A 13,250-nucleotide genomic window follows, 5' to 3' on the forward strand; every position below is an offset into this window, starting at 1 on the left:
GACTCTTATATGATGTTTGAAAATTATTTCAGCTGAAAAACTGCAATCTTTGACAAGCTACCTCTAGCGCTACCAGCTGCATGTCCGTAGACATCACACCGCAAGAATGGCCCTTTCATGAAGGTGGTGATTTCTCGGCAGTTTGTCGCCCAAAATCCCCATTCCCCTGTATTCGCATTTGCATTCACATTGGAAGTCCTAAACTCAATTCGATATTGGTATTTGCCATGTATCCAACTTGAGATACCCAATCCTTTAAAGGTGATCGTACCACGCTTACCGTTACCAATAGTCATTCCCTGCCCGTCAGAACCAGCAACTTTGACCCATTTCATCCCTTTTGGTGCTTTTAATGCATTGTCAGCTTGCTTCTTAGCCTCTAGAGCTTTGTCGTAAGCCGTCTTAACAGCCCTTGATGTGGCAGCGACAGTTGTTGATGTTGATGTAACCGAGTTTGAAAGAGACACCGTACCAGCTGAGCTGGTGGACGCAGCAGCTGTTCTTGCAACGAACTTACCACTAACACAGTTAAGCATGTGACCTGAACTTGTTACTGCGACTTCACCTGCGTAACACGATTGACCAACAGACTTAAATTGCTTCATGAATAGCCTATCAGTGTAAGTAAGAGAGTTCTCAGAACGCGGCGTTCTTAAAATCTTACCTGCTCTTACCTCGTTACTTGCCACCAAGTCATTTGTAGCAGTTACATTTCTACCTTTAACGTCTCCAGATGCAGTTACATTACCTGTAACAGTTGCACCTTTATCCATAAACACTTGCTCAAGGAATCGCCCCTGTTTTGCTGTGAGAGATCCATTAAGGTTGGTGTTTCGCCCAACGGTCAAGTTGCCAGTTATGCTACCATCACCAAAAATATCGACACCACCTTTCGCTTGGAATCTCTTTTCAACAATCATATTGCTCTTAGCAATAACATCTCGCTCAACCGTCATTGTTCCTCTAGTGTGGATATTGGAATCTACAGTTAAGTTACCTTTTACTCTTGCGCTCTTATCTACAACCAAATTACCCGCTAGCGAAGAGTCTTTAGCTACATTCAACGTACCCTTTAAAGTCGTGTTACCGTCTACATTTGAAGCCCCGTCAACATCAAGAGCACCTTTAAAATGACCATCTCTAGCTACAGTGAGCATTCTGTTAAGAATTGCATCATTATCAACAGTCAGCTTACCTTTAACCCTTGCATCCTTTTCAGCAGTCAACGCCCCTTTAACTAAAGCATTCCCGTTAGTTGTCGTGTTGCCTAGTGTTGTTTGCGAGCCTTTTACAGTAAGGTTTTTTTCTGCTGTAACATCACCTTTGAGAGTTGATGTCCCGTTAGCTACGAGTGCACCATTAATTGTCGCACTTTTGCCGATGTTTGCATTGCCAGCTGTCGTCAAATCACCTTTGTTATCAACCCCAAAGGCTATGCCACTTCCACCCTGTTTAGCTAGGCGAATGTACTGATCAGCTTTCACGGCATTAACGTAAGATTCAGCATATACAGATGCACCTGATTGTACTGCCGTAATCCCACAAAGTACCTTTTTCTGCCTACCACTTGAATCCGTGTCCTGACAGAATACAGGTGAGAGTGTGTCATCCTTATTCTCAGCAGTGATGTGAATTGACCCCGTTGATACCTCTTTAGAGTTTAGTATCAAGTCTTCTGATGCTATGTCGTACTCCAAACCACACGTAGTATCAATTTTCTTATTTGACGAGTCATAACGATAACAAACCGCAGGCTTGGCATTACTAGCGAAAGTAAGGCTGTTACGCATTGAGTTCTCACCATTTACTCGTAGGTGATAGTCTTCAGCAATACCTAGCTTATTAAGCTTAAAGGAGGCTTGAATACCGCAGCGTTCTCGCAGAGTTAAACATCGTTGAGACGTTATCGACTCTTTGGTTACTCGATCTATGAGTCGGTAGTCATGAGCGCCAGTCACACGTACCGCATCTGCAAGCTTCGCCGAATTTAGCACTCTTTGATATTGGTTAAACATCTTGTCGAACCTTTCGTCTTTTGAGTAAAGAGTGAAGTTCCATTCTTGTAGTAGCTTACCACTGCCTACGCGTTCTGATTCAAGGCTGAAGCCTTTAAAAATCCCACGGTTCATCTCGCATGAAATCAATGCGACGTCTTTGTTTTCGTTTAAATTAGGGTGCCAACCATCAGCCGCGCCACACTCAGGGTTATCTTTGGCAATCAACTCTTTAGAAAATGATTCCATAACTGACGAGGTATCATTCCACTGACCATCCCATGTTGTTCTGCCTTCAATCCCATCAAGAAGAACTCTTTTATCTATAGCAGCAACTATATTGGAAACTTCTCTACCGACGAGCCTGTATTGAGCATTGTCATTTTCCCTTTTCTCATATTGCGCTCTCATAAGCACAGAGCCTGATACAAGGGATACAGCCAAGATAGCCTCGATTAGTACAAAACCTTTTTTAGTTCTCACGTTTTTCTTTTAGAGTAAAATTTTAAGGCTCTCTTATCAATTTTGGGCTAATAAACAACCGTCATATAGAAGAGAAAAAATAAATCCTCATTTGGTGTTGCAATGCCAAATGGTTGTGGTATTATACTTTCGTACTCAGGGGTAAGACCCAATAAATTAATTATTATTCAGTGGTATAGGATATATTATGCAAAAGCTAGACTTTAAAACTCTAATCTCATCAATCGACAAAAATACTCCTGCAAAACTTTTAGAATACGCTAAACAAAACCCTCTAAAAGCAATTCCCGTTGCAGCTGTTGTGGCATTGACACCTGTAGTTTTACTTTCTGGTGGTGGTATCTCTCCAGATGAAGATAAAGTAGAAGCTCAGATTATTGCTGACTACAAGGACACAAACGTTATTCCTCACGTTGAATCTTTAAGCATTGGTGACTGTGAGCAAAACAGCAAAAACTCTTACACATGCCTTGTTAGCGCTTCTATTGAGTTTGAAAGCAAGAAAAATGGCGAGATCGTTGTGGCATCAGAGATTGAAGATGCCAAGGTTACTTACAAATACCTAAACGAAGAATTCCAAAATGTGCGCGTTACACACTACCTTTCTAAAAAAGCTCTTAACGATGTAGGTTCTTACATCGTATTTGGCTCAATTTAACTTAACGCGTAATTAAACACACAAGCCAAGGTAGAAACCTTGGCTTATTGTTTTCGAAAAAATGTTCGTATTATTGCCATTTTTGTGGCGCTATAGCTAAAACTGATGGCAGTGGTTCTGCCCCAAAAAAACATAGGTTAGAGAAGTCATGGAATCAAAATCGAAAATCGATATGCTCATTAAACAACTCAACGCAAGTGACGAGCCATTCCTTAAAGAGCTTGCACACAAAGTTCATGAACAACGATTGGCTAGCGAGAGCCAATATGCTGTAGAAGTGCTGATTGACACCGACTTTGATGTGCAAATTAACGGACAATTCACCTTTAAGCGTCGTTTCACAGGCTCATCTCGTGAGCAGGCGGTGGATAACTGCATCAACTACCTGCTAAATGAAGCTAAATACAAGCTCAATGCTGCTAAAGTATCGAATTTCAAAACACATAGAGTACCCGAAATCGCTAAGTTAAAAGATGTCGATCAGGTTTCAACAGGTGCAAACTGGGAAATTTCTGGTCGCGTGATTAAACCCGTTAAAACCGATTCATTTTTTATTCAAGTCGGCGGTGTCCAAGTTACACCTTAGTGTTTAAGTTGCAAAAAAGGTTGATGTACGCGAGCATCAACCTTTTGTAGTTTGCATTACTTAAGCAGCTTTCTAGCTCCCTTTTTGTTGCCATAAGAATTGACAAGCTTAAACCAATTCTGGTGTGACAAGTCGTGTTGCTTGTACTCATAGACAGAATCGTTCGTATTCATCTTGAGCTCCGCTCTCCACTTCGTCAACATCATCATGTAACAAGCTTCTGCGTATTCCCACGGGCTTTCTTCACCAATCATAGTGAACATCAAGATGTACGCTGTAAGTTCAGCACTGGCATTGAATAGCCCTCTATAAGATGTGAACTTAATTTGACGGCGGATTTTGAGCCCTTCATAAGGGTTATCAATACTAAGAGACAGAGAAAGGCTACCAGAAGGTTTGGCTTTATGTAGCTTGATTGAGCGTAAAACAAGGTCATAATCAAGGAAGCTATAGTGCATCTTTACATCTTCGCGAGATATGCCCTTCTGCTTAATCAGACACTCTAGCTCCGAGGTAATTGATTCTGCTGCCTCTTGGCTAAGCGCCCACTGTAAACCTTCCTTTAGAGCGCTTTTGGAGTCTCTATAATTACTCTTGGCGTGTGACTTTCTTACTGCGTCACTAAGCCAGTCAGCGACATTATAGTAATTACCGAGTGAAGCTGTTGTATGGGACTGCCCTAGGTCGCTTTTTTGAGCAATACTAAGTACAAGACGGTAATATTTTACAGAGCCTTTTGACTTTTCAAGGCGCAAATACACACCATTGACGCCTATATCATAACCCTTGCCATATTGATTATGAGGGTGAACGAAATTCAGGTTGTAGTTTGTGATTGGGTGTTTCATGTCAAGCAGCAAGCCTAACTCTGCGTCACGTTCCTCAGCGACTTCTTTTGACCTATAGTATTCTTGATACTCAACCCCATCAATCCTCCTGTACACACGGAAGCACTCTACTACTTGCTTAGGGTTATAAACCTTACTACTTGTAACACTCATATAACGCTCTCAATACGGCTCAACACACAAATCATAATCCAAGATTTAGTATTGTCAATTGAATCAAGAGGAAACGAAAGAAAAATTAGTGTTGCAATGCCAAGTGGTTGTGGTAATATATCTCTCGTGGTCAGGGAGGTGGTCTCCCAAGTTTCACCAATAGGGCTAAGTGCCCATCACAGGTTAAGGTACAGAAAATGAACAACTTTGAAGAACTAAAGGCTGAAGCAGCTGCACGAAATAGCGCTAACCTAAACGAACATGTAGCACTACACAATCGTTTGGTTGAAGCTCTCAATACCTACCTTCCAAAAGTGGTAAGTGAGTTTGAAAAAGGCTTCAAGGTGAAGGAAAACAACTGTTTTTATAAGAAAGACCAAGAACGCTTCGATTCGCTTTTGGACGAACTTTGTAAAGAGTTTGGCTTCAATGATCGCTCAGACGCTTCTCTAAAAAGGACAGGTTCAAACTATGAACTCGTAGTTCGTGGCTCATACTTTGTTTTCCATGATGGCGAAAACGTACAGCGCCCTTACTCTCTCTCTGAATTTGTTTGGGATGCAAATGCTCAGTGCGCACCTGAAACGACGCTAAAAGAAATCTTGTCGACTGAAGAAGTGCGCAAGGCTTCACATGAGGCGGCAGAAATTGAGCAGCAGATTGCCGAACTTCAATCCAAGCTTTATGCATTAAACCTTCAAACCAAGCCGTTCTCATCTCACTTAGATTAAGAACTCTTAGAACGTTAGCGCACTAAAAATAGTGCGCTATTGGTGTTGCAATGCCAAGTAGTTGTGGTATTATACTTGTTATGCAGAGATGTAAACTCTTGCTGATAATGGGTTGGTAACCCGTATTAACACAGGTAAGGTAATAATCATGACTAAGAACTATAGCAATATCTTGGAGCAAGTAGACTTCAACTTGTTTCCACTAGTAAACAACCAAAGCTATTTCTCATATGCACTAAACAAAAACACTTCCCTAAGAGACAAGACTATCATCCTAAGCGTGAGCGGAGGTGAAACGTCTATGATGATGGCTGCATTCATCAAGAAATTACTACCATTCCATAATGTTTTATGCATTTACTCGAACACTGGATGTGAGAACGACGAGACATTAGATTTTATCCATAAATGTGACATTGCTTTCGGGCTTAACGTCGTATGGATCGAAGCAGTAACACATCCAGAGCACGGCAAAGGAGTTACACACCGAGTCACTGATTACACCAACGCTTACCGAAGTCATCAGTACAAAGACCCTAAACACCCATTTCATGCACATATTGCCAAGAACGGCATCCCCAATATGGCTCGCCCACATTGTTCTGATCGTCTCAAAGAACATGCTATCGAGCACTATAAAAAAGTAAATAACCTGAAGGGCTGTTCGCACTCACTCGGGATGCGTTCTGACGAACCCAATCGTACGATGCCAAAAAACATTCGCAAGCTGTTAGCTGAAACTGACATGACACCTGATATGTTCAAAAGAATGGAGCATCAACACCGTATTAATGGCTTCACTAGCTCAGGCTATGATTACACAGATAAGGAATTATCAACGCTTACGAACTACAGCAAAAAACTAGAGAGATATAACTTAGTGTATGTCCTTGCTGATGCTTGGCGAGCTGATAAACAAGATGTGAATACGTTTTGGGAGATGATGCCCTTCAGACTCATGCTTAAAGATTATGAAGGCAACTGCCAAACGTGTTGGAAAAAATCTGAGACAAAACTAAAACTACTTGCCACTGAGAAACCTATGTTGTTTGAGGCGTTCGACTGGTTCGAAAAAACTTACGCTCATGTTAAACCTCTAAGTATTGGCAATTACTTTTTCAGAGGAATGAAGAGTGCAGCGATGATCCTTGGTGAAGCTGATGCACTCGATAAGTTTATGCTTCAGAAATTATCCTCTCGCGATAATGATAGTAACGAAGGCTGTGGTAGCTCTTGTGAAAGTTACTTATTAGTTTAATGCAATTTGGTGTTGCAATACCAAGTATTTGTGGTACTATATGTCTCGTGGTGTGAGATGGTCTCGCACCCGTTATGGGTTGGTAACCCGATAAAACACAGGCAAGGAACTGAAATGAAAGCAATCCGAGATCTTCAAGGTGCAAATTACTACACTGTCGCTGGTCATGAAGTAAAAAACATCCAATTTTACGCAGAGAACAATATTCTTGAAGGGTGCTTCGTTGGTAAGGGGTGGTTTGGTGACAACCATGCAGAGTGCGCCGAAGTTGCTAATATGACAGTTAGCTTCCGCAACACTGAGCAATCAGGAATTAAAGCTGGTGGCGCGTTCTTTATTCGCAAGAATGCAACCCTTTATCTTGATGCGGACGACTTTGAATCCTTCGAGTACTTAGGCGAACAAGAATACGCTCGGACAAGTACTGAAGTGTACTTTGGTACGTACTTTGAAATTACCATGACATTGAATGGCGAAAAGAAACGCTACAAAATCATGCAGAATCAATCGTCAAAACGAGTACCTTTAACATCTCAGAAAATTAAAGAAAATCTACTATCTGAAATGAAAGACGTTAAGGATGACAAAGAACAAGTGATTGATCATTTGGTGAATAACCCTGACCTTATTGAACTACTCAAAAAATTAGCCTCTAGCAAGTAATTCCTCGAAAGGATTTACAGGCTTTAATCGATAATTCCAATTAGAAATGACGCTCTGAACTAGAGCGTCTTAAGAACCGCAAGTAAGAAGATGCAACAAGCAATGACACATGAAGAATTCAACAAGGAATATCCTGTTGGGAAACACTTCATCTATCAAGTATCAAGATTTTTACGTGGTGGCACCCCTGTCCGCTCAATCAGCAAAGCCAAAGTGATTGATGGTGAAGTGGTTATCCAAATCGATAACGAAAGTAAATCTTGGGTGCCAGTTAAAACCTTAACACCAGCTGGTTAAATAATTCTTTGGGTTGGTAACCCGCATAACACAGGTAAAAAAAAATGGATCTAAATGCAAAATGGGTTTCAGTATGGGACACGACTGAGATTGAAACAAACTGTACAGTATGTAGTGAATCAGGAGTCATCTCGAACATTGAAGCGGTTGATACTGATGTGAATGAAACATTAGAGCGTGAATACATTAAAGTTGATGTTGAAAACCGTGAAATCAGCCTGTCATTAGAACTAGATGACACAGTACCAAGCATTTGTGAAAAGAGCCTTGAGACTCTCCAAGAAGTGATTGAGTCAGAGGGTCTGATGCAGAAAAACAAAGACCTGAATACAAACGAAACCATCACACCAACCATGGTATATAAACGAGTTCTAGAGTCCGAGAATTTGCTTACCAAAATCCGTGAGATTGATGAAGAAACACCCAATTCAAAGTGGAATGTTATTGATATTGCAGACTTAATTGAATCAGAGCTTAGCATTTCAATTAACGACGATGATCCGAAAATGTGTGGGCTTCTTTTAGATTACTTCAATGGTCGACGCGCTGAATCCCTTATGCATCTAAAAATGCTCGAATTGATCAAGTAGGTATCTATGACAGTGCCCGTATTTTATCACTTTTGTGAACTGGCGATGGTGAGGGAGCGTAAGAAGTTTCTGCTCTACTTTAAACTGAAAGCAAGCAACCTCACAGATGCTTGTTGTAAGTCTCTTCAAGTCCAGTATCTACTTGAAGGTCTTGGCTTCAACCTAATGGAAGACGGTTGCACAATTAAAGAGAGAGCCTTCGGACTTTCTGACTTTGCGGCATTTTTCCCTGAGGTTAAATACAATGAACGGGGGATCTCATGGATTAATGGTGATCTAATCGGATACACCTCATCGCATTTAGGTCTTTATAGAAGCCAAGTGTGTGCATCCATCTACAACTCAAGCATTGAATTCAGAATGTAAGCAAAAACTCCCAGCTTAAGCCTCATGTTTCCATGGGGCTTTTTTTTTGTTTCCAGACCTCTGGAAAAAACTGAACATCCACCAGCATCAAACTGATGATTCCATATTGGAATGTAATTGTGCAAATATTGAGCTGTTGGTTTAATAAGGCGTATTTCTTTAGTTTTGGTGTTGCAATGCCAAGTGGTTGTGGTAATATACACACATCGCTTAAGGGGTGGTTCCCAAAGCAAGCATTTTTTAGAGTTGGGTGGTTCCAGCTCAAATCACACAGGTTGAGGATTTTATTATGTCTACTATTTCTATTCCACACATGATTCCACGTAAAGCTCAGAACAAAATCGCTAAACTACATTTAGCATTTAAAGCTGGTCTTAAAGTAAGCCAAATCACTAAAAACGCTAATCGTGACATTAAGATCTTGAGTGATAGTTTAACGAACGACGTAATTACATTCTCAGAAGAAATTGAAACAACTCGCGTTAAGTCTCTAAACGAAATGATTGAGACCCTTAAGGCTGACTTGGCAAACAAAACATCCTCACACATCTCTTTGCACAAAGAATTAGTAGATTCAAAGTTTGATTGGAATGCACCGTCTTCTGCGTATGCCTCTGTATATGAAAGCATCATTGAAGAAGCTAACTTGGAAGGCGCAGAAATTATCGATGCTTGTGTTAGCTACACATACAAGTACGGCGTGTGCCAAATTGACAAGGTAATGCACAAAGCAATTGAAGAGTGTGAAGCTAAAGGAATTCTTGTTAAAACTGTCTGCGCTTACGACGAGTCACGCGAAGAGTTTCAAGGAAAAGTGTTCTTCTTTACCACAACCAAAGGTGCGACTTTAATTCGTAAAGTTATCAAGAGTATTAAAACCGACTGGACTCTTGAATCAACAGAAACGTACTTCTTTGCGATGCCTATGAACGCAAACCCGTTCAATGAATTAGTCACCAAATCAGAGCCTTGGTCTGCACGCCTAGATTTGGGCAACGAAGCATTAATTGCTGTTAAATCAACAGACATGTTATTGAGTGAGAACGATCACTTAGATGAAGTTGGCTACTTCTTCTCTATGCGAGGCGGAAAGCGAGTAAATGGCGTATCCATTAACTACGTGACTTTTGATAAAGAACAATCCCCTTACTACCCTATCAATGAAATCACAGACGCACCTGATACGTTTGGATTGGTAAAGGAAGTTGAAGCTCTACTAGCATAACTCACAGAGCATAATCGATTCTGTATAGGGCATATATGCTATGCCCTTAATTAACTACTATAGCTTTTACAAAGGATCGACTCTATTAATGATCATTAAGATGCTGTGCTCTTGAATATCTCCCTGAGTAAATCACCCAACTGGGAATGAATTGCGGTTCGAGCCGTAACAAAAATGGCTGTGGTATTATAACTGCCAACAGTTAAAATCGGACGTTCAAAACATTTGGGCGTTAAGAACTTAGATTTCAGAGTTACATCTCTACATGAAACCCGAGAACACAGAGGGATAAGAACCATGAGTATTTCATTAGCAATCACTCAAGTAATAAAAGAAAACCTGAGAACCGACCTATTTCCGTTGATGGACGAAACACAGTTCTCAAAGAAAATTAATCTAGACCACAACTTAGTGGCAGAAATCGAATTCACATACCACTTAAGTGAAATCGCAGTATACATTACTAATGAGTACGACTGTTTCATGCTACGTGTTTGGAACTCGTTCAGTTTTGGAGATGAACTTCCTAAGTTTCTTGATCCCGAAGCAGCTAAACCACGACTTTGCGCAACAAACGAAAGCCCAGTCATTCCTTACTACGGTTACGGCGGTAATGGTATGACAGATAGCATGAAGAGTGCTTTTGATCTTCGTGATTACATTAACCAGATGGAGCGCGAACTGGTTGACTTCTTTATCACTATTAAAGATGAACACCTAGAGAAGCACATCACCCGCTGGAATGAAAAAGAAAAGGCAATGGATGCATTGCGCAAAGAGCGCCGTGCAGAACGCAAGAAGCAGAGCGAAGAATCAAAATAAATTCTAATTTGGTGTTGCAATGCCAAGTGATTGTGGTATTATAACCGTCATCAGCTAAGGCGAGAACCTAAACTGATTTTAGATTGAGAGTTAATTCTCTTCGTTGTACTCACTAGAGAGATTCGGTAACTATGAAAATGTTTAAGTTAGACGCGATTAATAGAATCTGTGCCCTGCAAATCGGATACGAAGCTGGTTTACAGATAAATAAAGCTGAATCTCTATTAGCTAAAGACGAGCTTTTAAACATGGTTGACAGTGCAATTGGCTCTTCTACCGATTGGTCACCCGACGCTACCGCATTTGCAAAGTGTTATGAAGAAATTGTCGATGAAGCCAATCGCAAGGGAGGTGAAATCTATGACACATGCGTAACTTGGTTTCACAACAATAATGGCGTCGAAATCCTGTCTGTAATCAGAGATTTAGCAAGAACCCTAAAAGGTCACAAGGTTAAGTTTAAAATTGCGTACGGACATAGCAATGAAATTAAAAATGGCACTGTGATACCAGTCATTGACGAAATAATGTGTAGCAACTGGACGGTAGACCGAATCCACTTTTACACAACAACAAAGGGCGCTGAAATCACAAAGCGCGTCTTTAATGATTCGTTTATTGGCAGTCCATACTTCATCACTTATCACGCATTAGAGATGAATTCGGAATCTATTCTAGACCTTGCTCTAGCGCACGCTAACAAAGGTATCGACATCCTTAGCAAGCAGAGCCTTGTGTCTATCACAGATAAAAGCTGTTCGCTCTATATCAATGACGAACAATACAAACTAATTGGCCGCATCTTCTCAAAGCGAGAAAAGATGGATGATGAATCGATTCATGTAGTAAAGGATACAAGTGGTGCTGCTTACCTCCCTATTCATGAGGCACTGGAAAGAACAAACATCAAAAGAATGCAACCTAACTGCCTTCTTTAATTAAACGCTTACTGCGTTAGCTCTTTAATTAAACGCTTACTGCGTTAGCTCTTTAAAAATTCGGGTCACTGTGTAATAAGGTCAGTCTGCTATCCACCAAGACCAAAACTACACTACCATGTTTGGCAATTAATCAATGTGATTTTTTTAAATAAAACCCAAATTGGCGTTGCAATGCCAAGTGGTTGTGGTAGTATATCTCTCGTGGTCATGAGACGGTTCCCATGACAATTTTATGTCAACACAGGTTGAGGATTTCAAAATGACTTCTATGTTTCCCAAAGATGTCCAAAACAAAATTGCTAAATTGCATATCCTTGCTGGTTCAGCCTCTGTACTGAATAAGTTAAAGAGTAAATTCAAAAACGACCTTAATGCCGTTAATGAGTTATCAAACTGCAAAACAATTACATCTTGCCCCTCTATCGAATCGAAACGCAAGGAAGGAATCCAAGGTCTTATCGCAAGTCTACAAAACGACTTATTGATTAAGAACGAAGAGGAAGTGAAGAGTCATCTTGAAATCCTTAAAACTCACATCGATGATAGCTATTTCATGAATGGACAGGTTCCTTCAACCTTTGCTGAGCAGTATGAAAATATTATTCACAAAGCTAATCTAGCTGGCGCTGACATCTATGATGCTTGCGTTGTGTATGGATACAACCAAAAACCCACTACTGACATCATTAGTAAGGTTGAGGAAGTCTCCAAAGAACATGAATTCAAAACAAAAGTCGTCACTACAAAAAACACCTTCGGTGGTGGTTTGAAAATTTTCGTCTACACCACTACAAAAGGTGCAGATTTTTTGAATAAAGCCATCAACGGGTACTCTGGGGATGAGTGGGGATACTCAAAGAAGCAAGTTCTTCTATACGCAATGCAATTACAAAGCCGTTCAATAGATGAAATCTTGGAATTGAGCTTTGACCATAACCATCATGAGTACAGTGCTCTAGCTCGATCATCGTTCATCCAAAACGAATCTTACTGTACAGGTAAAAGCAATGAGCATCTGATGGAGCTAGAGAAGATTTTCTCTCTCAGTTCATCAAACTTAATGCAAACAGCATATCGGTTTAAGCTAAAAACATTCTTCGTTAATGACGATAAGCTTTGTAGCACCTATTTGCCTATCGATGAAATTAAAGAGTTTTTCGAAAAATTCGACATCTCTACAGAGCTTGTTGAAGCGATAAAAGAATAACCTTAACCAACGGCTAACCACCGTATCCGAGCATGACCTCCTGTTGGGGGTCGAGCTCAACCAAATAATGAACAATAAATAAATGGTTTGATGCTGGTGGATGTTAGTTTAAAAAAGAATATCGAGGCAAACGCCTCACAAGAACAACCTTAACTATGCGACTTACCATCGCGGGATCAGCAGTCCACATAAGTGGCTGCTGACTTAACCCCAAAGCGGTTCAAGAATCCTTACCCTAGCACCTAACCAGTGCATTTGGAGAGAGCTCTCGCTCTTGGGCGCTCTCTCATTCTTTTGGGGTTACGGTAATGTGGTTCGTTATCAAAGAACAACTTAACCTGTCGCCTAACCAGCGAGCTTGGAAGCCCATCCTTCGGGATGGGCGACTAAGACCTAGCGACAGAGTGTAATACAGAACAACTTAACCT

14 protein-coding genes are annotated in these 13,250 nt (G+C 40.7%); 12 read left to right on the forward strand and 2 right to left on the reverse strand.

What is annotated here, in order from left to right; all coding sequences use genetic code 11:
• Positions 1-23 precede the first annotated feature (23 nt).
• Positions 24-2,477 (reverse strand): tail fiber protein, encoded by a 2,454-nt coding sequence (locus KJB35_RS18410; RefSeq protein ID WP_285469573.1) that lies wholly within the window; start codon positions 2,475-2,477, stop codon positions 24-26.
• A 187-nt stretch (positions 2,478-2,664) separates the two neighbouring features.
• On the opposite strand from KJB35_RS18410, the gene KJB35_RS18415 reads away from it, so the two are divergent.
• Both KJB35_RS18415 and KJB35_RS18420 read left to right on the forward strand, forming a co-directional pair.
• Positions 2,665-3,135: a hypothetical protein gene (locus KJB35_RS18415; RefSeq protein WP_285469575.1), complete on the forward strand. Its 471-nt coding sequence runs from the start codon at positions 2,665-2,667 to the stop codon at positions 3,133-3,135.
• Between the two features lie 148 nt (positions 3,136-3,283).
• Positions 3,284-3,721, forward strand: coding sequence for a hypothetical protein (locus KJB35_RS18420; RefSeq protein ID WP_285469576.1), 438 nt, complete (start codon positions 3,284-3,286; stop codon positions 3,719-3,721).
• A gap of 56 nt (positions 3,722-3,777) precedes the next feature.
• Here KJB35_RS18420 and KJB35_RS18425 read toward each other — a convergent pair whose 3' ends face one another.
• Positions 3,778-4,722 (reverse strand): hypothetical protein, encoded by a 945-nt coding sequence (locus KJB35_RS18425; RefSeq protein WP_285469577.1) that lies wholly within the window; start codon positions 4,720-4,722, stop codon positions 3,778-3,780.
• A 197-nt stretch (positions 4,723-4,919) separates the two neighbouring features.
• Here KJB35_RS18425 and KJB35_RS18430 point away from each other — a divergent pair, with 197 nt between their 5' ends.
• The 10 genes from KJB35_RS18430 (at position 4,920) to KJB35_RS18475 (ending at position 12,822) form a co-directional block, all read left to right on the forward strand.
• Positions 4,920-5,453: a hypothetical protein gene (locus KJB35_RS18430; RefSeq protein ID WP_285469578.1), complete on the forward strand. Its 534-nt coding sequence runs from the start codon at positions 4,920-4,922 to the stop codon at positions 5,451-5,453.
• A gap of 148 nt (positions 5,454-5,601) precedes the next feature.
• Positions 5,602-6,711 carry a hypothetical protein gene (locus KJB35_RS18435; RefSeq protein WP_285469579.1) on the forward strand — a complete coding sequence of 370 codons (1,110 nt, stop codon included), beginning with the start codon at positions 5,602-5,604 and terminating at the stop codon, positions 6,709-6,711.
• Between the two features lie 114 nt (positions 6,712-6,825).
• Entirely contained in the window at positions 6,826-7,374 is a 549-nt protein-coding gene (locus KJB35_RS18440) for a hypothetical protein (protein WP_285469580.1), read from the forward strand.
• A 90-nt stretch (positions 7,375-7,464) separates the two neighbouring features.
• Entirely contained in the window at positions 7,465-7,671 is a 207-nt protein-coding gene (locus KJB35_RS18445) for a hypothetical protein (RefSeq protein WP_285469581.1), read from the forward strand.
• Between the two features lie 44 nt (positions 7,672-7,715).
• Complete coding sequence (locus KJB35_RS18450; protein WP_285469582.1) at positions 7,716-8,261, forward strand: hypothetical protein; 546 nt, start codon at positions 7,716-7,718, stop codon at positions 8,259-8,261.
• Between the two features lie 6 nt (positions 8,262-8,267).
• Entirely contained in the window at positions 8,268-8,627 is a 360-nt protein-coding gene (locus KJB35_RS18455) for a hypothetical protein (protein WP_285469583.1), read from the forward strand.
• 289 nt (positions 8,628-8,916) lie between these two features.
• Positions 8,917-9,852, forward strand: coding sequence for a hypothetical protein (locus KJB35_RS18460; protein ID WP_285469584.1), 936 nt, complete (start codon positions 8,917-8,919; stop codon positions 9,850-9,852).
• Positions 9,853-10,149: 297 nt separating this feature from the next.
• A complete protein-coding gene (locus tag KJB35_RS18465; RefSeq protein ID WP_285469585.1) occupies positions 10,150-10,674 on the forward strand; it encodes a hypothetical protein in 525 nt (174 codons plus the stop codon).
• 137 nt (positions 10,675-10,811) lie between these two features.
• Positions 10,812-11,612, forward strand: coding sequence for a hypothetical protein (locus tag KJB35_RS18470; RefSeq protein ID WP_285469586.1), 801 nt, complete (start codon positions 10,812-10,814; stop codon positions 11,610-11,612).
• 262 nt (positions 11,613-11,874) lie between these two features.
• Positions 11,875-12,822: a hypothetical protein gene (locus KJB35_RS18475; RefSeq protein WP_285469587.1), complete on the forward strand. Its 948-nt coding sequence runs from the start codon at positions 11,875-11,877 to the stop codon at positions 12,820-12,822.
• Positions 12,823-13,250 lie beyond the last annotated feature (428 nt).

This window comes from Vibrio sp. D431a (assembly GCF_030248655.1).
Taxonomy (GTDB): domain Bacteria; phylum Pseudomonadota; class Gammaproteobacteria; order Enterobacterales; family Vibrionaceae; genus Vibrio; species Vibrio alginolyticus.